Below are 20,702 nucleotides of genomic sequence, written 5' to 3' on the forward strand. Positions count from 1 at the left end.
TCTCCGGCAATGATAATTTTCTCATTAACCGCAGCATACACTCTGGAGTCGACTCCAGAGTCAAGCGCTATTTAGATATACAGCGAACGCACAATCAGGAAATGCCCGGCAAAGTAACAGGCGGAGGCTATCGCGTTATCCGCCCGGAAGCGGCGGCGATAGTGGCTGCCCAGCCACACGATATTCCCGATCAGCAGCAGGGCGGCGCCGAAGAACGCGGACATCGCCGGAGCGGTCGGACGGAAGAACCACAGCTCGCCCGCCAGCCACACCATCACCAGCGTCATGGCGATAAAGGTACAGACCGGCAAACGCATCTCTTCCAGTCGTGACCAGATCACCGCAATCAGCAGCGCGCCAATCACCAGCAGCACCAGCGGCAGCGGCCAGAAGAAGGAGAGCGTCATCTGGCTGGCAAAGTAGATGGTATAGAGCAGATGCGACAAGAAGAACGCCCCAACGGCGTAGAGCAGGCGCTGGCGTGGCAGCAGGGTTAAGGCATCGCCAATCAGGGATGCACACAGTCCGGCTAGCACCAGATAGCTGACGGCGTTGAACATCGGCGCTTGCCAGGCCAGCAGCAGCAGGAGCAACAGCGTGACCGGTTTAAACAACCAGCGCTGCCAGGTGGGACCGCGGTAGGACGCATCGACATAAAGCCATGCGGAAAAACAGACAGCGATAAATGACCAAAGCATATTAACTCCCTGTATCTGTTAAGTCTGAATAATCAGTTTCTGATCCAGTGTAGTGACGCGGGCGGGCGTTTGGCAATGCCGGGGAAGGCAGGGTATCCTGAATTCCGCATAATCTGATGGGATTGTAGAATGAGCAAGATGCCGCTGTTTTTCATTATCGTGGTGGCGATTATCGTCATTGCCGCCTCGTTCCGCTTCGTGCAGCAGCGCCGCGAGAAGGCGGATAACGATGCCGCGCCGCTGATGCAAAAGCGCGTGTTGGTGACCAACAAACGCGAGAAACCGCTCAACGATCGCCGCTCGCGCCAGCAGCAGGTGACGCCTGCGGGCACAGCAATGCGCTATGAGGCGAGCTTTAGGCCGGAAACGGGCGGCCTGGAAATGACCTTCCGCCTGGAGGCGCAGCAGTACCATCAGCTGACGGTGGGGGAGAAAGGAACGCTGAGCTACAAAGGGACGCGGTTTGAAGGGTTCAGGACGGAATAATGCACGAACGGTCCCCTCTCCCTGTGGGAGAGGGTTAGAGTGAGGCCATCAGGCCGCACCTTACTTCTTCACCTGCGCCTTAAACTTCTTCATCCACACCAGCAGCTCAAACACGCCGAAAATAAATACGCGAAGCTGCTGCCAGCCCGTCATCTGCGGGCCGTCTTTCGGCAGGCCGTTTTTCAGCATCACCATCTGCAGGGCGTGCATAAACGACGTGAAAATCAGCGCGACGTTAACGAAAATATTCATCGGGCGCGGGAACGGGTGCACCAGATTCAGAATCAGGAACGCCCAGACGCCCAGCATCAGCAAACGTCCCAGGTTAATCAGTACCGGCATCGGAGCCTCCTTGTGCCTGACGGTGATAAAGACGGTAGGCCACCTGACCAGCGACCTTTTCGCGGTGCAAATCCCAGTGGGCGGGAACCGGCGGTAAACCGTTTTCCACTTCGCTTTCAACGTAAATTAGCGCGTCATCCGCCAGCCAGCCGTTTTGCTCCAGCAGGGATAACGTCTCTTCCAGCAGCCCCTTGCGGAACGGCGGGTCGACAAACACCACGGTGTGCGGCGTGCCTTTCTGCGCAAGAAAACTCAGCGTGTTGGTGTTCACGACTTTGGCGTTGCTCGCTTTCAGCGTCGCCAGATTTTGCTGCAGCGTCTGCGCCACGCCGCGCTCCATCTCCAGCAGCGTGGCGCTGGCGGCATAGCGCGACAGCGCTTCCAGTCCGAGCGCGCCGCTTCCGGCGAAGCAGTCCAGGCAGTGGGCGTCTACCATTGACGGGGCCAGCCAGTTAAAAAGCGTCTCGCGCACGCGGTCGGTGGTAGGGCGTAAACCGGGGCTGTCCGGCACCGGTAATTTCCGGCCTCGCCACTGACCGCCGATAATACGAATTTGACCGGCCGGGGCGCGGTTGGGTTTCTTCATCTCAGGAAAGCTCTGTTAACAATTGGCCTGCGATTGCGGGCGGTGATGTCAATTAAGTAAAGTGTTAGACTATTTCATCATTTTTTTAGCTTCCATGTATATAGCGCCGCGAGGAGTGTAGTCGCAGATGGCAAAACAAAAAAAACGTGGCTTCTTTTCCTGGCTGGGCTTCGGTGAAAAAGAGCAAGAAACAGAACAGAAAACCGAAGAGCAACAAGCCGTTGAAGAGCAGTCACAGCCTGAAACGCCTGTAGAAACCGCCGCAGTAGTCGAAGCGGAAGAGACGGCGCACAGCAAAGAAGAGATTGGAACCTTTGCACAAGAGGTGGTTGAGGTCACGGAACAGGTTCAGGAGAGCGAGAAGCCAGAACCGGTTATCGTTGAGGATATTACCGAAGCGCCACAGGCCGTTATCGAGCACGAAGAGCTGCCGCTGCCGGAAGAGGTGAAAGCCGAAGAGGTCTCTGCCGAAGAGTGGCAGGCGGAAGCGGAAACCGTTGAAATTGTTGAGGCGGTGGAAGAAGAAGCGGCACTCGAGCCAGAGCTGACCGACGAAGAGCTGGAAGCCCAGGCGCTGGCAGCACAAGCCGCGGAAGAAGCGGTCATCGTCGTGCCGGTGGAAGAGCAGGCCGAAGAAGAGATCGTCCAGGAGCAGGAAAAACCGACCAAAGAAGGTTTCTTCGCGCGCCTGAAGCGCAGCCTGCTCAAAACCAAAGAAAACTTAGGTTCCGGATTTATCAGTCTGTTCCGCGGCAAGAAGATCGACGACGATCTCTTTGAAGAGCTGGAAGAACAGCTGCTGATTGCGGACGTCGGCGTGGAAACCACCCGTAAGATCATTGCCAATTTGACCGAAGGGGCGAGCCGCAAACAGCTGCGCGACGCCGAAGCGCTGTACGGTCTGCTGAAAGACGAGATGGGCGAAATTCTCGCAAAAGTTGACGAACCGCTTAATATTGAAGGCAAAACGCCATTTGTTATTCTGATGGTCGGCGTGAACGGCGTGGGTAAAACCACCACCATCGGCAAGCTGGCGCGTCAGTTCGAACAGCAGGGCAAATCGGTGATGCTGGCGGCGGGCGATACCTTCCGTGCGGCGGCGGTTGAGCAGCTGCAGGTCTGGGGCCAGCGCAACAACATCCCGGTGATTGCTCAGCATACCGGCGCGGATTCCGCGTCCGTGATCTTTGACGCCATCCAGGCGGCGAAGGCGCGCAGCGTGGACGTGCTGATTGCCGATACCGCAGGGCGTTTGCAGAACAAATCGCACCTGATGGAAGAGTTGAAGAAAATCGTTCGCGTCATGAAGAAGCTGGACGAAGACGCACCGCATGAAATTATGCTGACCATTGATGCCAGCACCGGACAGAACGCCATCAGTCAGGCGAAGCTGTTCACTGAAGCGGTAGGACTGACGGGGATCGCGCTGACCAAGCTGGACGGCACCGCGAAAGGCGGGGTGATCTTCTCCGTGGCCGACCAGTTCGGCATTCCTATCCGCTACATCGGTGTGGGCGAGCGTATTGAGGATTTGCGTCCGTTTAAGGCGGACGACTTTATTGAGGCATTATTTGCCCGAGAGGACTAACAATGATTCGCTTTGAACACGTCAGCAAGGCCTATCTCGGTGGGAGACAAGCGCTGCAGGGGGTGACATTCCACCTGCAGCCGGGCGAGATGGCATTCCTGACCGGCCATTCCGGCGCGGGGAAAAGTACCCTGCTCAAGCTTATCTGTGGGATCGAGCGGCCAAGCGCCGGGAAAATCTTTTTCGGCGGCCATGAGATCAGCCGCCTGAAAAACCGCGAAGTGCCGTTCCTGCGTCGTCAGATCGGCATGATTTTCCAGGATCACCACCTGCTGATGGATCGCACCGTTTTCGATAACGTGGCCATTCCGCTGATTATTGCCGGCGCCAGCTATGACGATATCCGCCGTCGCGTCTCTGCGGCGCTGGATAAGGTCGGGCTGCTGGACAAAGCGAAGAACTTCCCTATCCAGCTCTCCGGCGGTGAACAGCAGCGCGTGGGCATTGCCCGCGCGGTGGTGAACAAGCCTGCGGTGCTGCTGGCGGATGAACCGACCGGTAACCTGGACGATGCCCTGTCAGAAGGGATTTTGCGTCTGTTTGAGGAATTCAACCGCGTAGGGGTCACGGTATTGATGGCGACGCACGACATCGGGCTCATTTCCCGCCGTTCGTACCGCATGCTGACCCTGAGCGACGGTCATTTGCACGGAGGCCACGGTGAATAAGCGTGATGCAATAAACCAGATTCGGCAGTTCGGAAACCGGTTTGACCGTTTCCGTAAGCCGCAGGGCGGTGGTGACGGCAATCGTAATGCGCCGAAGCGCCAGAAGGCCGCGCCAAAACCGGCCTCCCGTAAAACCAACGTGTTCAACGAGCAGGTGCGCTACGCTTTCCACGGCGCGCTGCAGGATCTGAAAAGCAAACCGCTGGCGACGTTCCTGACGGTGATGGTGATCGCTATTTCCCTGACGCTGCCAAGCGTCTGCTATATGGTCTATAAAAACGTCAACCAGGCGGCCTCACAGTATTATCCATCTCCGCAAATCACGGTCTATCTGGATAAAGCCCTCGACGATAACGCCGCCGCGCAGGTGGTTGGGCAAATCCAGGCCGAGCAGGGCGTGGAGAAGGTCAACTATCTCTCGCGTGAAGACGCCCTGGGCGAGTTTCGTAACTGGTCAGGCTTTGGCGGCGCGCTGGATATGCTCGAAGAGAACCCGCTGCCCGCCGTGGCGGTGGTGATCCCGAAGCTGGATTTCCAGGGGACCGATTCGCTTAACACCCTGCGCGATCGCATCACGCGCGTTAAGGGCATTGATGAAGTGCGCATGGATGACAGCTGGTTTGCGCGTCTCTCAGCCCTGACCGGGCTGGTAGGACGCGTCGCGGCGATGATTGGCGTGCTGATGGTGGCGGCGGTCTTCCTCGTCATCGGCAACAGCGTGCGCCTGAGCATCTTTGCCCGTCGCGATACCATCAACGTGCAGAAACTGATTGGTGCGACGGATGGCTTCATCCTTCGACCGTTCCTTTACGGCGGCGCACTGCTCGGTTTTTCCGGTGCATTTCTTTCACTGATATTGTCAGAAATTTTGGTGATGCGGCTCTCGTCTGCCGTCACTGAAGTGGCGCAGGTTTTCGGAACGAAGTTTGATATCAGTGGCTTAGGCTTCGATGAGTGCCTGTTGCTGCTGCTGGTTTGTTCGATGATTGGGTGGGTGGCAGCCTGGCTGGCAACCGTTCAACATTTACGTCACTTTACTCCCGACTAATAAAAGCGTGATATAATCTTTCCCTGCACCGATAAGTTCGCTCTGCAGGGAAAGCGTCCCTGTTGTCGCTTCCCCTGTTATCATCTCCATGTCACAATTTGTGCGTAATTTATTCACCGTTGCACCTGGAACTTGTGGATAAAATCACTGTCTGATAAAAGAGTGAATGCTAATCTCGTTGCTCAAACGCTTTGGCATGGTTGTTGCCTGACGGGGACAACCTGGACCAGAAGAAACATTGAGAGGAATGAATGACCAAAGAAATGCAAACTTTAGCTTTAGCCCCTGTTGGTAACCTGGAATCTTATATCCGGGCTGCGAACACCTGGCCAATGTTAACGGCCGAGGAAGAAAAGGAGCTTGCTGAAAAGCTGCATTACCAGGGCGATCTGGAAGCAGCTAAGACGCTGATCCTGTCTCACCTGCGCTTTGTTGTTCACGTTGCTCGTAATTATGCGGGCTACGGCCTGCCGCAGGCGGACTTGATTCAGGAAGGTAACATCGGTCTGATGAAGGCTGTACGTCGCTTCAACCCGGAAGTGGGTGTGCGACTCGTCTCCTTCGCTGTGCACTGGATCAAAGCAGAAATTCATGAATACGTGCTGCGCAACTGGCGTATCGTGAAGGTCGCCACGACAAAAGCGCAACGCAAACTGTTCTTCAACCTGCGTAAAACCAAGCAGCGTCTGGGCTGGTTCAACCAGGATGAAGTGGAAATGGTGGCGCGCGAGCTGGGCGTATCCAGCAAAGACGTGCGTGAGATGGAATCCCGTATGGCCGCGCAGGACATGACCTTTGATATGTCCTCCGACGACGACGCATCTGACAGCCAGCCGATGGCCCCGGTTCTGTATCTGCAGGATAAAACCTCTAACTTTGCTGATGGCATCGAAGAGGACAACTGGGAAGATCAGGCCGCGAACAAGCTGACCCATGCGATGGAAGGCCTCGACGAACGTAGCCAGGATATTATCCGCGCCCGCTGGCTGGACGAAGACAACAAGTCCACGCTGCAGGAGCTGGCCGACCGCTACGGCGTTTCTGCGGAACGTGTCCGTCAGCTTGAAAAGAACGCCATGAAAAAACTTCGCGCCGCTATCGAAGCGTAATTTCCGCGAAGTACACCGAGAACCCTCGAATGCAAATTCGGGGGTTTTGTTTTTTTAGCGCCCGCTCTGGCGAATTCCCTCCCCCTGGCAAACACTTACTGATGCGCTAAGCAGGCGACATTCTCAGGGGGACAGGGTGAAAAATAACGAACTGAACGACCGGCGTTTACAGGCGACGCCGCGCGGCATCGGCGTGATGTGTAACTTCTATGCCGATAAAGCTGAAAACGCCACGGTGTGGGACGTCGAGGGCAACGAGTACATCGACTTCGCCGCCGGGATCGCGGTGCTGAATACCGGCCATCGTCATCCCAAAGTCATTTCCGCCATCGAAAAACAACTCCACGCCTTTACCCATACGGCGTACCAGATTGTGCCGTACGAAGGCTATGTGGCGCTTGCCGAACGTATCAACGAACGCGTGCCCGTTGACGGTCCGGCCAAAACCGCGTTCTTCTCCACGGGGGCTGAGGCGGTCGAAAACGCGGTCAAAATTGCCCGGGCGTACACCAAACGTCCCGGCCTTATCACCTTTGGCGGCGCGTTCCACGGCCGCACCTTTATGACCATGGCGCTGACCGGCAAAGTTGCGCCGTACAAGCTCGGCTTTGGCCCGTTCCCCGGTTCGGTTTATCACGCGCAGTATCCGAATGAACTGCACGGCGTCAGCACGGCGGAAGCGTTGAAAAGCCTGGAACGTATCTTTAAAGCGGATATCGCACCTGACCAGGTCGCGGCCATTATTCTCGAACCGGTTCAGGGAGAGGGCGGTTTCAACATTGCGCCAGCTGATTTTATGCAGGCGCTGCGCGCCCTGTGCGACACCCACGGTATTTTGCTGATTGCCGACGAGGTGCAAAGCGGCTTTGCCCGTACCGGCAAGCTGTTCTCGATGGAACACCACTGCGTGAAGCCCGATCTGATCACCATGGCGAAAAGCCTGGCGGGCGGGATGCCGCTCTCAGCGGTGTCGGGCCGGGCAGCGGTCATGGACGCTCCTGCACCAGGCGGGCTGGGCGGTACCTACGCCGGAAACCCGCTGGCGATTGCGGCGGCGCATGCCGTGCTCGACGTGATTGATGAAGAGGATCTCTGTACGCGCTCGGCGCATCTGGGCCATCACCTGGTGGAAGTGCTGAACAAAGCGAAGGAACACTGCCCGTATATCGCTGACATTCGCGCCCAGGGCTCGATGGTGGCGGTGGAGTTTAACGACCCGCAAACGGGGCAGCCTTCGCCGGAATTTACCCGCCAGGTGCAGGATCGCGCATTGCAGGAAGGGCTGCTGCTGCTGAGCTGCGGCGTCTACGGCAACGTCATTCGTTTCCTGTATCCGCTGACTATTCCTGAAGCGCAATTCCGTAAAGCGCTGGACATTATCTCCGCGTCGCTGACACGTTAAAGCCATATGCCCGGCGAAAATCCCTGCCGGGCTTATCATATATTCATTTCAAATTAGCTATTCCAAAATCATAAAAATCGGGTATGTTTTAGCAGAGTATGCTGAAAAAGCGCGGACAGCACACCTATAACTGACATAAAGCGCTGCACAACAACATCACAACAATCGTAATAACCATAATAATGGGGAATCTCAGGATGAACATGAAGGGTAAAGCGTTACTGGCAGGATGTATCGCGTTGGCATTCAGCACCATGGCACAGGCAGACATCAAGGTGGCTGTGGTTGGCGCAATGTCCGGTCCGGTAGCACAGTACGGCGACCAGGAATTTACCGGCGCTGAACAGGCGGTTGCAGACATTAATGCTAAGGGCGGTATCAAAGGCGAAAAACTGCAGATCGTAAAATATGATGATGCCTGTGACCCGAAACAAGCGGTCGCGGTCGCGAACAAAGTGGTGAACGACGGGATCAAATACGTTATCGGTCACCTGTGCTCTTCCTCTACTCAGCCAGCGTCTGACATCTACGAAGACGAAGGTATTCTGATGATCACCCCGGCAGCGACCGCACCGGAGCTGACGTCGCGGGGTTATAAGCTCATCCTGCGCACCACCGGCCTGGACTCTGACCAGGGCCCAACCGCGGCGAAATACATCGTTGAAAAAGTGAAGCCGAAGCGCATTGCTATCGTTCATGACAAGCAGCAGTACGGTGAAGGTCTGGCGCGTTCAGTGCAGGATAACCTCAAGAAAGCGAATGCCGACGTGGTGTTCTTCGACGGGATCACCGCCGGTGAGAAAGACTTCTCCACCCTGGTGGCGCGTCTGAAGAAAGAGAATATTGATTTCGTTTACTATGGTGGCTACCACCCGGAAATGGGTCAGATCCTGCGCCAGGCGCGCGCCGCGGGCCTGAAAACCCAGTTTATGGGCCCGGAAGGGGTGGCGAACGTTTCCCTGTCTAACATTGCGGGTGAATCAGCTGAAGGCCTGCTGGTGACCAAACCGAAGAACTACGATCAGGTCCCTGCGAACAAACCTATCGTAGATGCCATCAAGGCGAAGAAACAGGATCCAAGCGGCGCGTTCGTCTGGACCACCTACGCGGCGCTGCAGTCTCTGCAGGCGGGCCTGAACCAGTCAGCCGATCCGGCTGAAATTGCCACCTGGCTGAAAGCGAACACGGTCCAGACCGTCATGGGACCACTCTCCTGGGACGCGAAGGGCGACCTGAAGGGCTTCGAGTTCGGCGTGTTTGACTGGCATGCTAATGGCACGGCGACAGACGCCAAATAATTTTCCCGTCGCCTTTCGCGCCGCAGATGCGTTGGCTGCGTTATTCAACCCCGGTCACTTACTTATGTAAGCTCCCGGGGATTTCATAACTTGCCGCCTTCCTGCAACACGAAATGCTTGGGAAAATGCGGCAGATAATGAATGTAGGCCGGGTAAGGCGCAGCCGCCACCCGGCTTTCTTTTAGCGCTTCTCCCACCCGCTCTCCTGCGCCGTAAACCCTAACGCCTGCATAAACGCCGCCATCACGCCGCGGTCTTCCACGCCCACGTCAGCCATCCACCATGAGGTCACGCTCGGGTTTTCGCGGATCACTTCTTCAATTAAATACTGGCCCACGCCGCGACGACGGGTGACGTCACGTACGCGCAGCGAGTCCAGCGCTCCTTCTGTACCGCTCAGGGTGACGCGAACCGCTGCCAGCAGGCGCTCGTTAAAACGCGCGGCATAAATGCGGTGGGTCTCATCAACGCGCAGCGACGAAGGGGAATATTCCGGCCAGATCTTGCCCAGGTCGATATGATCCTGGTCGCTAAAGGTCACCAGACGCACGATAGTCAGTTTCATTAGCTACTTGTCCAAATCAAATTGAGTAGACGCAGTGTACTCAATTTATTCACTCAGCGGCTTTCTCTTTTTATTCTCATTAACCAGGTGATTAGTTTTTTGACAACGCGATGGGCAGTTTGAAAACACACGGATCGAAAAATAAGCAGAATTTTAACCTGAACGGTAGTGATTTATTCGGCGCTTTGTACCGTTATTTTATGCTGCAAACTGCACTTTTATTTGTTTATCTCTGCCTGATTTCAGAATATTATCTTTGCTTAATAGCCTGAAAAATAGAGATTTTAGTCTGGTTTTTGACAAAAAACTGCGCTAAACCATTAAAGGCACTGGTAAAAATAGCGTTGTTCATTAAAAGTACAGAATGCTTTTTAACCATAATAAAACAAAATATAAACACGACATCACGAATGGGGATTCAGAGATGAAAAGGAACGCGAAGACGTTAATCGCGGGGATGGTCGCACTGTCGATCTCGCATGCCGCCATGGCGGAGGACATTAAGGTTGCGGTAGTGGGTGCGATGTCCGGCCCTGTTGCCCAGTGGGGTGACATGGAGTTCAACGGCGCGCGCCAGGCCATCAAAGACATCAATGCTAAGGGCGGCATCAAGGGCGACAAGCTGGTGGGCGTGGAATATGACGACGCCTGCGATCCTAAACAGGCCGTCGCGGTCGCCAACAAAATCGTCAACGACGGTATTCAGTATGTGATCGGCCACCTGTGCTCATCGTCCACGCAGCCGGCGTCTGATATTTACGAAGACGAAGGCATTCTGATGATCACCCCGGGCGCAACTAACCCGGAGCTGACCCAGCGCGGCTACCAGCACATCATGCGTACCGCCGGTCTGGACTCCTCGCAGGGCCCCACCGCCGTCAAATACATCCTTGAGAGCGTTAAGCCACAGCGCATTGCCATTATTCATGACAAACAGCAGTACGGCGAAGGCCTGGCGCGCTCCGTGCAGGACGGCCTGAAAAAAGGCGGCGCGAACATCGTCTTCTTCGACGGCATTACCGCCGGTGAGAAAGACTTCTCCGCGCTGATTGCTCGCCTGCAAAAAGAGAATATCGACTTCGTTTACTACGGTGGCTACTACCCGGAGATGGGCCAGATGCTGCGTCAGGCGCGCGCCACCGGTCTGAAGACCCAGTTTATGGGGCCAGAGGGCGTGGGCAATGCATCCCTGTCAAACATCGCGGGGGATTCTGCCGAAGGCATGCTGGTGACGATGCCAAAACGCTATGACCAGGATCCGGCCAACAAGGCTATCGTGGATGCGCTCAAGGCGCAGAAGAAAGATCCGAGTGGTCCGTACGTCTGGATCACCTACGCGGCCGTACAGTCTCTGGCCACCGCGCTGGAACGCTCCGGCAGCAAAGAACCGCTGGATCTGGTGAAAGATTTAAAAGCGCACGGGGCGAATACCGTGATTGGGCCGCTGAACTGGGATGAGAAAGGCGATCTGAAGGGATTTGAGTTTGGTGTCTTTAAGTGGCACGCCGACGGTTCATCCTCGGCCGCCAAATAATCATCCCACCGCCCGGCATGACGGGCGGGTATAAAAAGGTTTGCATATGTCCGAGCAGTTTCTCTATTTCCTGCAGCAGATGTTTAACGGCGTTACGCTGGGAAGCACCTACGCGCTGATCGCCATCGGCTATACGATGGTTTACGGCATTATCGGCATGATCAACTTCGCCCACGGCGAGGTGTACATGATCGGTAGCTACGTCTCCTTTATGATTATCGCCGCCCTGATGATGATGGGCATCGACAGCAGCTGGCTGCTGGTCGCCGCCGGGTTTGTCGGCGCGATTGTGATTGCCAGCGCCTACGGCTGGAGCATTGAGCGCGTGGCCTACCGGCCGGTGCGCAGCTCCAAGCGCCTGATTGCGCTGATTTCCGCGATCGGGATGTCGATCTTCCTGCAAAACTACGTCAGCCTGACCGAAGGTTCGCGCGACGTGGCGCTGCCAAGCCTGTTTAACGGCCAGTGGATTGTGGGGGCCAGCGAAAACTTCGCGGCCTCTATCACCACCATGCAGCTGGTTATCTGGGTCGTGACCTTTATTGCGATGCTCGCCCTGACGCTGTTCATCCGCTACTCGCGTATGGGACGCGCCTGCCGCGCCTGCGCGGAAGACCTGAAGATGGCGAGTCTCCTCGGCATCAACACCGACCGCGTGATTGCCCTGACCTTCGTGATTGGCGCCGCGATGGCGGCGGTGGCGGGTGTCCTGCTCGGCCAGTTCTACGGCGTGATCAACCCGTACATCGGCTTCATGGCCGGGATGAAAGCCTTCACCGCGGCGGTTCTGGGCGGTATCGGCAGTATTCCGGGCGCGATGATCGGCGGCCTGATCCTGGGCGTGGCGGAAGCGCTCTCCTCGGCGTACCTGAGCACGGAATATAAAGACGTGGTGTCGTTTGCCCTGCTGATTCTGGTTCTGCTGGTGATGCCTACCGGTATTCTGGGCCGTCCGGAGGTAGAGAAAGTATGAAACCGATGCATTTTGCAATGGCGCTGCTTTCTGCCGCCATGTTCTTCGTGCTGGCCAGCGTCTTTATGGGCGTCCAGCTTGAGCTGAATGGCACCAAACTGGTTGTCGATACCGCAGCTGACATCCGCTGGCAGTGGGTATTTATCGGTACGGCCGTGGTGTTCCTGTTCCAGCTGCTGCGTCCGCTGTTCCAGAAGACGCTGAAAAACGTCTCCGGTCCGAAATTCGTGCTGCCGGCAATCGACGGTTCTACGGTTAAGCAGAAGCTGTTCCTCGTGGCGCTGCTGGTGGCCGCCGTGGCGTGGCCGTTTGTGGTGTCTCGCGGCACCGTGGATATCGCCACTCTGACCATGATCTACGTGATTCTCGGCCTCGGTCTGAACGTGGTCGTGGGGCTCTCGGGCCTGCTGGTGCTGGGCTACGGCGGCTTCTACGCCATCGGCGCCTATACCTTCGCGCTGCTGAACCACTATTACGGTCTCGGCTTCTGGACCTGCCTGCCGCTGGCGGGGCTGGTCTCTGCCGCTGCTGGCTTCCTGCTTGGCTTCCCGGTGCTGCGCCTGCGCGGTGACTACCTGGCGATTGTGACCTTAGGCTTCGGTGAAATCGTCCGTATCCTGCTGCTGAACAACACCGAAGTGACCGGCGGCCCGAACGGCATCAGCCAGATCCCGAAACCGACCTTCTTCGGCCTGGAGTTCAGCCGTACCGCCCGCGAAGGCGGCTGGGATACCTTCAGCAACTTCTTCGGCGTGAAGTATGACCCGTCCGACCGCGTAATCTGGCTCTATCTGGTGGCGCTGCTGCTGGTGGTGATTACCCTGTTTGTGATCAACCGCCTGCTGCGCATGCCGCTGGGCCGCGCGTGGGAAGCGCTGCGTGAAGATGAGATCGCCTGCCGCTCCCTGGGCCTGAACCCGACCCGGATCAAGCTGACCGCGTTCACCATCAGCGCCGCGTTTGCCGGTTTCGCCGGAACGCTGTTTGCCGCGCGTCAGGGCTTCGTTAGCCCGGAATCGTTCACCTTTGCCGAATCCGCCTTTGTGCTGGCAATTGTGGTGCTCGGCGGGATGGGCTCGCAGTTTGCCGTTATCCTCGCGGCCATCCTGCTGGTGGTCTCACGCGAGCTGATGCGCGACTTTAACGAATACAGCATGCTGATGCTGGGTGGTTTGATGGTGCTGATGATGATCTGGCGTCCGCAGGGTCTGCTGCCGATGACCCGTCCACAGCTGAAGCTGAAGAACGGGCAAGCGAAAGGAGAGCAGGCATGAGTCAGCCATTATTATCCGTTAACGGCCTGATGATGCGTTTTGGCGGCCTGCTGGCGGTCAACAACGTGAATCTGGATCTGCACAAGAAAGAGATTGTCTCCCTGATTGGTCCGAACGGCGCGGGGAAAACCACGGTCTTTAACTGCCTGACCGGCTTCTACAAGCCAACGGGCGGCACCATCATGCTGCGCGATCAGCACCTGGAAGGGCTGCCTGGCCAGCAGATCGCCCGCATGGGCGTAGTGCGTACCTTCCAGCACGTGCGTCTGTTCCGCGAGATGACGGTGATTGAGAACCTGCTGGTGGCACAGCATCAGCAGCTGAAAACCGGGCTGTTCTCCGGCCTGCTGAAAACCCCGGCCTTCCGCCGCGCGCAGGATGAAGCGCTTGACCGCGCCGCCACCTGGCTCGACCGCATTGGCCTGCTGCAGCACGCCAACCGTCAGGCGAGCAACCTGGCCTACGGCGACCAGCGCCGCCTGGAAATCGTGCGCTGCATGGTGACGCAGCCGGAAATCCTGATGCTCGACGAACCGGCGGCAGGGCTCAACCCGAAAGAGACCAAAGAGCTGGACGAGCTGATTGCCGAGCTGCGCGACAGTCACGACACCACCATCCTGCTGATTGAGCACGACATGAAGCTGGTAATGGGCATTTCGGACCGTATCTACGTGGTAAACCAGGGCACGCCGCTGGCAAACGGCACGCCGGAAGAGATCCGCAACAACCCGGACGTGATCCGCGCATACCTTGGTGAGGCATAAGATGGAAAAAGCGATGTTAACGTTCGACAAGGTCAACGCGCACTACGGCAAGATCCAGGCGCTGCACGACGTCAGCCTGCATATCAATCAGGGTGAAATCGTGACCCTGATTGGCGCCAACGGCGCGGGCAAAACCACGCTGCTCGGCACCCTGTGCGGCGACCCGCGCGCCACCAGCGGGCGGATTGTGTTCGATGGTAAAGACATTACCGACTGGCAGACCGCCAGAATCATGCGCGAGGCGGTGGCGATTGTTCCGGAAGGGCGCCGCGTATTCTCGCGTATGACGGTGGAAGAGAACCTGGCGATGGGCGGTTTCTTCGCTCACCGCGATGAATACCAGACCCGCATTAAGTGGGTATATGAACTCTTCCCGCGCCTGTGGGAGCGCCGCATCCAGCGTGCGGGCACCATGTCCGGCGGTGAGCAGCAGATGCTGGCGATTGGCCGCGCGCTGATGAGCCAACCGCGCCTGCTGCTGCTGGACGAACCGTCGCTCGGTCTGGCGCCGATCATCATTCAGCAGATTTTCGACACCATTGAGCAGCTGCGCAAAGAGGGGATGACTATCTTCCTCGTCGAGCAGAACGCCAACCAGGCGCTGAAGCTCGCCGACCGTGGCTACGTGCTGGAAAACGGCCGCGTGGTGCTGGAGGATACCGGCGACGCGCTGCTGGCGAACGAAGCGGTGCGGAGCGCGTATCTGGGCGGATAGGTAAAAGCAAAAAGGCAACGCAAGTTGCCTTTTTTAGTGTTTGCTCCCTCTCCCCGTGGGTGAGGGCACCAGACAGCACCCAAACCAACCCCCCTTCACACAACCATCATCCCCCTGACGCCTGGCTGTCACTTATCTGTAAACAAACAGTTATTTTTCTGTAATTCGAGCATGTCATGTTACCTCGCGAGCATAAAACGCGTGATATCGCGCATCCGGCACAATAAGAGAGATGACAATGACATCGTTACGACACACAGCTTTGGGTCTGGCACTGGGTCTGGCTTTTGCGACGAACGCAATGGCTGTGACCACCATTCCGTTCTGGCATTCCATGGAAGGGGAGTTGGGTAAAGAAGTTGACTCCCTGGCGCAGCGTTTCAACGACACCCACCCGGATTACAAAATTGTGCCGGTGTACAAAGGCAACTACGAGCAGAGCCTGAGCGCGGGCATCGCCGCCTTCCGTACCGGTAACGCACCGGCCCTGTTACAGGTTTATGAAGTGGGTACCGCCACCATGATGGCCTCCAAAGCCATCAAGCCGGTCTATGAAGTGTTCAAAGAAGCGGGCATCAACTTCGATGAGTCGCAGTTCGTGCCGACCGTAGCGGGTTACTACACCGATTCCAAAACCGGCCATCTGCTGTCCCAGCCGTTTAACAGCTCCACGCCGGTGCTGTACTACAACAAAGACGCCTTCAAAAAAGCCGGTTTAGACCCGGAGCAGCCGCCAAAAACCTGGCAGGACCTGGCGGAGTACACCGCGAAGCTGAAAGCGGCGGGGATGAAGTGCGGCTACGCCAGCGGCTGGCAGGGCTGGATCCAGATTGAAAACTTCAGCGCCTGGCACGGCCTGCCGGTTGCGACCAAAAACAACGGCTTCGACGGTACCGACGCGGTGCTGGAGTTCAACAAGCCGGAACAGGTGAAGCACATCGCGCTGCTTGCCGAACTGAACAAGAAGGGCGACTTCAGCTACTTCGGACGTAAAGACGAATCCACCGAGAAGTTCTACAACGGCGATTGCGCCATTACCACCGCCTCGTCCGGCTCGCTGGCGGATATCCGCCACTACGCCAAATTCAACTACGGCGTGGGCATGATGCCATACGACGCTGACGTGAAGGGCGCGCCGCAGAACGCCATCATCGGCGGGGCGAGCCTGTGGGTGATGCAGGGTAAAGACAAGGGCACCTACAAAGGCGTAGCCGAGTTCCTCGACTTCCTGGCGAAACCTGAAAACGCCGCCGAATGGCACCAGAAGACCGGCTACCTGCCGATCACCAAAGCCGCGTACGACCTGACCCGCGAGCAGGGCTTCTACAGCAAGAACCCGGGCGCGGACATCGCGACGCGTCAGATGCTGAACAAGCCGCCGTTGCCGTTCACCAAAGGCCTGCGTCTGGGCAACATGCCGCAGATCCGCACCATCGTGGATGAAGAGCTGGAAAGCGTGTGGACCGGTAAGAAAACGCCACAGCAGGCGCTGGACTCTGCGGTAGAGCGCGGGAATCAGCTGCTGCGCCGCTTTGAGCAGTCGACGAAATCGTAATCAAACCTGCCCCTCACCCTAACCCTCTCCCCATAGGGGAGAGGGGACTGCGCGGAGCCGTCTTTTCTCCCTCGCCCCTTTGGGGAGAGGGCCGGGGTGAGGGGTGAATACCTACAGAGCAAACCTATGTCATCATCCCGTTCGGTGTTCCGTTCCCGCTGGCTGCCGTACCTGTTGGTCGCGCCGCAGCTGGTCATCACCGTTATCTTCTTTATCTGGCCTGCGGGCGAAGCGCTGTGGTACTCGGTACAAAGCGTCGACCCGTTCGGGCTTTCCAGCCAGTTTGTTGGCCTGGACAACTTTACCGCGCTGTTCCACGACAGCTACTACCTGGACTCCTTCTGGACGACGATGAAGTTCAGCGCGCTGGTGACCGTCAGCGGCCTGGTTGCCTCGCTGTTTTTCGCCGCGCTGGTGGACTACGTGGTGCGCGGCAGCCGTATTTATCAAACCCTGATGCTGCTGCCTTACGCCGTAGCTCCCGCCGTCGCCGCCGTGCTGTGGATCTTCCTGTTTAACCCGGGGCGCGGGTTGATTACCCACTTCCTGGCAGAGTTCGGCTACGACTGGAATCACGCCCAGAACAGCGGCCAGGCGATGTTCCTGGTGGTGTTCGCCTCGGTGTGGAAGCAGATCAGCTACAACTTCCTGTTCTTCTTCGCCGCGCTGCAGTCCATTCCGCGCTCGCTGGTGGAAGCCGCGGCAATTGACGGCGCAGGGCCCATTCGTCGTTTCTTCAGGCTGTCGCTGCCGCTGATCGCCCCGGTGAGTTTCTTCCTGCTGGTGGTTAACCTCGTGTACGCCTTCTTCGACACCTTCCCGGTGATCGACGCGGCGACCGCAGGCGGCCCGGTGCAGGCGACCACGACGCTTATCTATAAGATCTATCGCGAAGGCTTTGCGGGGCTGGATCTCTCCGCCTCTGCCGCGCAGTCCGTCGTGCTGATGTTCCTCGTCATCATCCTCACGGTGGTGCAGTTCCGCTATGTTGAAAGTAAGGTGCGCTACCAATGATTGAGAACCGTCGCGGGCTGACGATTTTCAGCCATACCATGCTGATTTTAGGGATCATCGTCATCCTCTTCCCGCTGTACGTGGCGTTTGTCGCCGCCACGCTGGACACCAAAGCGGTGTTCGACACGCCGATGACGCTGCTCCCCGGCGGGCACCTTTTTGAGAACATGAAGACCATCTGGACCCAGGGCGTGGGCGCCAACAGCGCGCCGTTCTGGCTGATGATGCTCAACAGCTTCATCATGGCGTTCGGCATTACGGTGGGCAAAATCACGGTGTCGATGCTTTCGGCCTTCGCCATCGTCTGGTTCCGCTTTCCGCTGCGTAACCTCTTCTTCTGGATGATTTTTATCACCCTGATGCTGCCGGTGGAGGTGCGTATCTTCCCGACGGTGGAGGTGATCGCCAACCTGAAGATGCTCGACAGCTACGCGGGCTTAACCCTGCCGCTGATGGCCTCGGCGACCGCCACCTTCCTGTTCCGCCAGTTCTTTATGACCCTGCCGGACGAGCTGATTGAAGCCGCGCGCATCGACGGCGCGTCGCCGATGCGCTTCTTCCGCGACATCGTGCTGCCGCTGTCGAAAACCAACCTTGCAGCGCTGTTTGTGATCACCTTTATCTACGGCTGGAACCAGTACCTGTGGCCGCTGCTGATTATTCAGGACGTTAACCTCGGCACCGCCGTGGCGGGCATCAAAGGCATGATCGCCACCGGCGAAGGCACCACCCTCTGGAACCAGGTGATGGCGGCAATGCTGCTCACCCTTATCCCACCCGTAGTCATTGTTTTAGCCATGCAGCGCGCGTTTGTCCGCGGCCTGGTCGATAGCGAGAAATAAGATGGCAGGTTTAAAACTTCAGGCAGTAACCAAAAGCTGGGACGGCAAAACCCAGGTGATTCAGCCGCTCACGCTCGACGTGGCGGACGGGGAATTCATCGTGATGGTCGGCCCGTCCGGTTGCGGCAAATCCACCCTGCTGCGCATGGTGGCGGGGCTGGAGCGCGTGACGTCGGGGGATATCTGGATTGACCGTCAGCGCGTCACCGAGATGGAGCCGAAAGACAGAGGCATTGCGATGGTGTTCCAGAACTACGCCCTCTATCCGCACATGAGCGTGGAAGAGAACATGGCCTGGGGGCTGAAAATCCGCGGCATGGGCAAAGGCCATATCGACGAGCGGGTGAAAGAGGCGGCGCGCATTCTCGAGCTGGACGGCCTGCTGAAGCGCCGCCCGCGCGAGCTCTCCGGCGGCCAGCGCCAGCGCGTGGCGATGGGGCGCGCCATCGTGCGCGATCCGGCGGTATTCCTCTTCGACGAACCGCTCTCTAACCTCGACGCCAAGCTGCGCGTGCAGATGCGTCTTGAGCTGCAGCAGCTGCACCGTCGTCTGAAAACCACCTCTCTGTATGTGACCCACGATCAGGTCGAAGCCATGACCCTCGCCCAGCGCGTGATGGTGATGAACAAAGGCATCGCCGAGCAGATTGGCACTCCGGTGGAAGTGTACGAGAAACCGGCCACCCGCTTTGTGGCGAGCTTTATCGGCAGCCCGGCAATGAACCTGCTGGAAGGGCGTATCAGCAGCGCGGGCTCGCACTTTGAGCTGGAAAGCGGGATGGCGTTGCCGATCAACTGGTACTATCGTGGCTACGCCGGGCGTAAGATGACGCTCGGTATCCGCCCGGAACATATCGGTTTAACCACTCAGGCGGACGGCGGCGTGCCGCTGGTGATGGACACGCTGGAGATGTTGGGTGCAGATAACCTGGCGCACGGGCGCTGGGGCGAACAAAAAATGGTGGTGCGCCTGGCACATCAGGAGCGCCCTAAAGCCGGCAGCACGCTGTGGCTGCACCTGCCGGAAAACCATCTGCACCTGTTTGACGGTGAAACAGGACAACGAGTATGAGCAACTGGCCTTATCCCCACGTCGTCGCCCACCGTGGCGGCGGTAAGCTTGCGCCGGAGAACACCCTGGCGGCGATTGACGTTGGCGCGCGCTACGGTCACACGATGATCGAGTTCGACGCCAAGCTGTCGAAAGATGGCGAAATTTTCCTGCTGCATGACGATAACCTCGAACGCACCAGCAACGGCTGGGGCGTGGCGGGAGAGCTGCCGTGGCGCGATCTGCTGAAGGTGGACGCCGGAAGCTGGTACAGCGGCGAGTTCAAAGGCGAACCGCTGCCGCTGCTGGCGGAGGTGGCGGACCGCTGTCGCCAGCACGGCATGATGGCCAATATCGAAATCAAACCGACCACCGGCTCCGGGCCGCTGACGGGCAAAGTCATTGCCCTGGCCGCGCGCGAGCTGTGGGAAGGGATGACCGCGCCGCTGCTGTCATCATTTGAAATCGATGCGCTGGAAGCCGCACAGGCGGCCGTGCCGGAGCTGCCGCGCGGGCTGCTGCTTGACGAGTGGCGCGAGGACTGGCGCGAGCTGACGACACGCTTAGCGTGTGTCTCTATCCATCTCAACCACAGGCTGCTGGATGAGGCGCGGGTGAAGATGCTGAAAGACGCGGGTCTGCATATTCTGGTCTACACGGTTAACAAACCCCAGCGCGCAGCCGAACTGCTGCGCTGGGGCGTGGACAGCATCTGTACCGATGCAATCGACCTGATCGGCCCGGACTTTAGTTCTGCGGATTAAGCATACTGCCATTCGACTGCGGCGGCAGCATATGCTGCTGTCCGCTGCCTGACGACGTCATTCCCCCTAACATCCCGCCGTTTTTATTCGGCAGCGGCTGCTCGCGCACCTGCCCCTGCTGCACGCGCTGGGTGTTGGCGTTCATCTGATTTTGCAGGCTTTGCTGCTGCATCTGGGTTTGCGTTTTAAGCTGCTGATTAAGCATTCCTTTCTGCTGCTGTTGCTGGCTCATCATCTCCGTCTGCATACGCTGCTGGCTCGGAATGACGTAACCCTGCTGGTTCGGGTTGTTCATGGTGTTGAGTGGCTGTGCGAGCGCGGCAAACGGGATCAGCGCCGTAAGAATCAGTAAGCGTTTCATTGTCATTTCCTCCTTTTGAGGTCTCTCTTAAGTTTACCCCGATTTCACCATGACGATGATTTTTT

22 protein-coding genes are annotated in these 20,702 nt (G+C 57.8%); 17 read left to right on the forward strand and 5 right to left on the reverse strand.

The features are described from left to right. Nucleotides 1–71 precede the first annotated feature (71 nt). Complete coding sequence (locus tag ACOTZB_RS20090; RefSeq protein WP_023310011.1) at nucleotides 72–698, reverse strand: lysoplasmalogenase; 627 nt, start codon at nucleotides 696–698, stop codon at nucleotides 72–74. Between the two features lie 129 nt (nucleotides 699–827). Between ACOTZB_RS20090 and ACOTZB_RS20095 the strand changes: the two genes are divergently transcribed. Continuing rightward, on the forward strand, nucleotides 828–1,184 hold the full coding sequence (locus ACOTZB_RS20095; protein WP_421628332.1) for a DUF2500 domain-containing protein: 357 nt from the start codon (nucleotides 828–830) through the stop codon (nucleotides 1,182–1,184). Between the two features lie 60 nt (nucleotides 1,185–1,244). Here the strand turns inward: ACOTZB_RS20095 and ACOTZB_RS20100 are convergent, their stop codons facing one another. Both ACOTZB_RS20100 and rsmD read right to left on the reverse strand, forming a co-directional pair. After that, complete coding sequence (locus ACOTZB_RS20100) at nucleotides 1,245–1,526, reverse strand: DUF1145 family protein (RefSeq protein ID WP_010436509.1); 282 nt, start codon at nucleotides 1,524–1,526, stop codon at nucleotides 1,245–1,247. Beyond that, the gene (gene rsmD, locus ACOTZB_RS20105; RefSeq protein WP_104949671.1) at nucleotides 1,510–2,112 is read right to left on the reverse strand and encodes a 16S rRNA (guanine(966)-N(2))-methyltransferase; all 603 of its coding nucleotides are present in this window, start codon (nucleotides 2,110–2,112) and stop codon (nucleotides 1,510–1,512) included. Before rsmD ends, ACOTZB_RS20100 begins: the two co-directional genes overlap by 17 nt. Before the next feature lie 127 nt (nucleotides 2,113–2,239). Between rsmD and ftsY the strand changes: the two genes are divergently transcribed. From ftsY to livJ, 6 genes are all read left to right on the forward strand, one after another. Next, nucleotides 2,240–3,700: a signal recognition particle-docking protein FtsY gene (ftsY, locus tag ACOTZB_RS20110; RefSeq protein ID WP_421628335.1), complete on the forward strand. Its 1,461-nt coding sequence runs from the start codon at nucleotides 2,240–2,242 to the stop codon at nucleotides 3,698–3,700. A gap of 2 nt (nucleotides 3,701–3,702) precedes the next feature. Beyond that, the gene (ftsE, locus tag ACOTZB_RS20115; protein WP_025758973.1) at nucleotides 3,703–4,368 is read left to right on the forward strand and encodes a cell division ATP-binding protein FtsE; all 666 of its coding nucleotides are present in this window, start codon (nucleotides 3,703–3,705) and stop codon (nucleotides 4,366–4,368) included. Next, a complete protein-coding gene (gene ftsX, locus ACOTZB_RS20120; RefSeq protein WP_421628337.1) occupies nucleotides 4,361–5,416 on the forward strand; it encodes a permease-like cell division protein FtsX in 1,056 nt (351 codons plus the stop codon). The genes ftsE and ftsX overlap by 8 nt, the downstream gene beginning before the upstream one ends. A 251-nt stretch (nucleotides 5,417–5,667) precedes the next feature. Continuing rightward, nucleotides 5,668–6,525 (forward strand): RNA polymerase sigma factor RpoH, encoded by an 858-nt coding sequence (gene rpoH, locus ACOTZB_RS20125; protein ID WP_028017959.1) that lies wholly within the window; start codon nucleotides 5,668–5,670, stop codon nucleotides 6,523–6,525. Between the two features lie 136 nt (nucleotides 6,526–6,661). Beyond that, entirely contained in the window at nucleotides 6,662–7,927 is a 1,266-nt protein-coding gene (locus tag ACOTZB_RS20130) for a 4-aminobutyrate--2-oxoglutarate transaminase (RefSeq protein ID WP_421628339.1), read from the forward strand. A 197-nt stretch (nucleotides 7,928–8,124) separates the two neighbouring features. Beyond that, nucleotides 8,125–9,225: a branched chain amino acid ABC transporter substrate-binding protein LivJ gene (gene livJ, locus ACOTZB_RS20135; protein ID WP_148103336.1), complete on the forward strand. Its 1,101-nt coding sequence runs from the start codon at nucleotides 8,125–8,127 to the stop codon at nucleotides 9,223–9,225. Nucleotides 9,226–9,406: 181 nt separating this feature from the next. Here livJ and panM read toward each other — a convergent pair whose 3' ends face one another. Then, nucleotides 9,407–9,790, reverse strand: a complete 384-nt coding sequence (gene panM, locus ACOTZB_RS20140) for an aspartate 1-decarboxylase autocleavage activator PanM (protein ID WP_023334145.1) — start codon at nucleotides 9,788–9,790, stop codon at nucleotides 9,407–9,409. A 424-nt stretch (nucleotides 9,791–10,214) separates the two neighbouring features. Between panM and livK the strand changes: the two genes are divergently transcribed. The 10 genes from livK to ugpQ all read left to right on the forward strand — a co-directional run bounded on the left by livK (nucleotide 10,215) and on the right by ugpQ (nucleotide 20,276). After that, nucleotides 10,215–11,324: a high-affinity branched-chain amino acid ABC transporter substrate-binding protein LivK gene (livK, locus tag ACOTZB_RS20145; protein WP_421628342.1), complete on the forward strand. Its 1,110-nt coding sequence runs from the start codon at nucleotides 10,215–10,217 to the stop codon at nucleotides 11,322–11,324. Nucleotides 11,325–11,370: 46 nt separating this feature from the next. Next, complete coding sequence (livH, locus tag ACOTZB_RS20150) at nucleotides 11,371–12,297, forward strand: high-affinity branched-chain amino acid ABC transporter permease LivH (protein ID WP_008500099.1); 927 nt, start codon at nucleotides 11,371–11,373, stop codon at nucleotides 12,295–12,297. Beyond that, nucleotides 12,294–13,571, forward strand: a complete 1,278-nt coding sequence (gene livM, locus ACOTZB_RS20155; RefSeq protein WP_023310023.1) for a branched chain amino acid ABC transporter permease LivM — start codon at nucleotides 12,294–12,296, stop codon at nucleotides 13,569–13,571. Before livH ends, livM begins: the two co-directional genes overlap by 4 nt. Continuing rightward, nucleotides 13,568–14,335 (forward strand): high-affinity branched-chain amino acid ABC transporter ATP-binding protein LivG, encoded by a 768-nt coding sequence (livG, locus tag ACOTZB_RS20160; RefSeq protein WP_023310024.1) that lies wholly within the window; start codon nucleotides 13,568–13,570, stop codon nucleotides 14,333–14,335. Before livM ends, livG begins: the two co-directional genes overlap by 4 nt. 1 nt (nucleotide 14,336) lies before the next feature. Next, nucleotides 14,337–15,050 carry a high-affinity branched-chain amino acid ABC transporter ATP-binding protein LivF gene (gene livF / locus ACOTZB_RS20165; RefSeq protein ID WP_008500102.1) on the forward strand — a complete coding sequence of 238 codons (714 nt, stop codon included), beginning with the start codon at nucleotides 14,337–14,339 and terminating at the stop codon, nucleotides 15,048–15,050. Nucleotides 15,051–15,288: 238 nt separating this feature from the next. Further along, the gene (ugpB, locus tag ACOTZB_RS20170) at nucleotides 15,289–16,605 is read left to right on the forward strand and encodes a sn-glycerol-3-phosphate ABC transporter substrate-binding protein UgpB (RefSeq protein ID WP_337280467.1); all 1,317 of its coding nucleotides are present in this window, start codon (nucleotides 15,289–15,291) and stop codon (nucleotides 16,603–16,605) included. A 126-nt stretch (nucleotides 16,606–16,731) separates the two neighbouring features. Then, nucleotides 16,732–17,619, forward strand: a complete 888-nt coding sequence (gene ugpA, locus ACOTZB_RS20175) for a sn-glycerol-3-phosphate ABC transporter permease UgpA (protein ID WP_421628346.1) — start codon at nucleotides 16,732–16,734, stop codon at nucleotides 17,617–17,619. Continuing rightward, the gene (gene ugpE, locus ACOTZB_RS20180) at nucleotides 17,616–18,461 is read left to right on the forward strand and encodes a sn-glycerol-3-phosphate ABC transporter permease UgpE (protein WP_045402515.1); all 846 of its coding nucleotides are present in this window, start codon (nucleotides 17,616–17,618) and stop codon (nucleotides 18,459–18,461) included. The genes ugpA and ugpE overlap by 4 nt, the downstream gene beginning before the upstream one ends. Nucleotide 18,462: 1 nt before the next feature. Continuing rightward, nucleotides 18,463–19,533, forward strand: a complete 1,071-nt coding sequence (locus tag ACOTZB_RS20185) for a sn-glycerol-3-phosphate import ATP-binding protein UgpC (RefSeq protein WP_047653115.1) — start codon at nucleotides 18,463–18,465, stop codon at nucleotides 19,531–19,533. Then, entirely contained in the window at nucleotides 19,530–20,276 is a 747-nt protein-coding gene (gene ugpQ / locus ACOTZB_RS20190; protein WP_421628348.1) for a glycerophosphodiester phosphodiesterase, read from the forward strand. The genes ACOTZB_RS20185 and ugpQ overlap by 4 nt, the downstream gene beginning before the upstream one ends. Here the strand turns inward: ugpQ and ACOTZB_RS20195 are convergent. Beyond that, a complete protein-coding gene (locus ACOTZB_RS20195) occupies nucleotides 20,260–20,637 on the reverse strand; it encodes a DUF2756 family protein (RefSeq protein WP_032650582.1) in 378 nt (125 codons plus the stop codon). The genes ugpQ and ACOTZB_RS20195 overlap by 17 nt on opposite strands. Nucleotides 20,638–20,702 lie beyond the last annotated feature (65 nt).

This window comes from Enterobacter cloacae complex sp. SHL020 (assembly GCF_049236945.1).
GTDB classification, from domain to species: domain Bacteria; phylum Pseudomonadota; class Gammaproteobacteria; order Enterobacterales; family Enterobacteriaceae; genus Enterobacter; species Enterobacter dykesii.

Excerpts from the sequence above, each read along its gene's own strand:
- ACOTZB_RS20090 (WP_023310011.1), bottom strand. The coding sequence starts at position 698 with ATGCTTTGGTCATTTATCGCTGTCTGTTTTTCCGCATGGCTTTATGTC.
- ACOTZB_RS20095 (WP_421628332.1), top strand. The coding sequence starts at position 828 with ATGAGCAAGATGCCGCTGTTTTTCATTATCGTGGTGGCGATTATCGTC.
- ACOTZB_RS20100 (WP_010436509.1), bottom strand. The coding sequence starts at position 1,526 with ATGCCGGTACTGATTAACCTGGGACGTTTGCTGATGCTGGGCGTCTGG.
- rsmD (WP_104949671.1), bottom strand. The coding sequence starts at position 2,112 with ATGAAGAAACCCAACCGCGCCCCGGCCGGTCAAATTCGTATTATCGGC.
- ftsY (WP_421628335.1), top strand. The coding sequence starts at position 2,240 with ATGGCAAAACAAAAAAAACGTGGCTTCTTTTCCTGGCTGGGCTTCGGT.
- ftsE (WP_025758973.1), top strand. The coding sequence starts at position 3,703 with ATGATTCGCTTTGAACACGTCAGCAAGGCCTATCTCGGTGGGAGACAA.
- rpoH (WP_028017959.1), top strand. The coding sequence starts at position 5,668 with ATGACCAAAGAAATGCAAACTTTAGCTTTAGCCCCTGTTGGTAACCTG.
- livJ (WP_148103336.1), top strand. The coding sequence starts at position 8,125 with ATGAACATGAAGGGTAAAGCGTTACTGGCAGGATGTATCGCGTTGGCA.
- panM (WP_023334145.1), bottom strand. The coding sequence starts at position 9,790 with ATGAAACTGACTATCGTGCGTCTGGTGACCTTTAGCGACCAGGATCAT.
- livK (WP_421628342.1), top strand. The coding sequence starts at position 10,215 with ATGAAAAGGAACGCGAAGACGTTAATCGCGGGGATGGTCGCACTGTCG.
- livH (WP_008500099.1), top strand. The coding sequence starts at position 11,371 with ATGTCCGAGCAGTTTCTCTATTTCCTGCAGCAGATGTTTAACGGCGTT.
- livM (WP_023310023.1), top strand. The coding sequence starts at position 12,294 with ATGAAACCGATGCATTTTGCAATGGCGCTGCTTTCTGCCGCCATGTTC.
- livG (WP_023310024.1), top strand. The coding sequence starts at position 13,568 with ATGAGTCAGCCATTATTATCCGTTAACGGCCTGATGATGCGTTTTGGC.
- livF (WP_008500102.1), top strand. The coding sequence starts at position 14,337 with ATGGAAAAAGCGATGTTAACGTTCGACAAGGTCAACGCGCACTACGGC.
- ugpB (WP_337280467.1), top strand. The coding sequence starts at position 15,289 with ATGACATCGTTACGACACACAGCTTTGGGTCTGGCACTGGGTCTGGCT.
- ugpA (WP_421628346.1), top strand. The coding sequence starts at position 16,732 with ATGTCATCATCCCGTTCGGTGTTCCGTTCCCGCTGGCTGCCGTACCTG.
- ugpE (WP_045402515.1), top strand. The coding sequence starts at position 17,616 with ATGATTGAGAACCGTCGCGGGCTGACGATTTTCAGCCATACCATGCTG.
- ACOTZB_RS20185 (WP_047653115.1), top strand. The coding sequence starts at position 18,463 with ATGGCAGGTTTAAAACTTCAGGCAGTAACCAAAAGCTGGGACGGCAAA.
- ugpQ (WP_421628348.1), top strand. The coding sequence starts at position 19,530 with ATGAGCAACTGGCCTTATCCCCACGTCGTCGCCCACCGTGGCGGCGGT.
- ACOTZB_RS20195 (WP_032650582.1), bottom strand. The coding sequence starts at position 20,637 with ATGAAACGCTTACTGATTCTTACGGCGCTGATCCCGTTTGCCGCGCTC.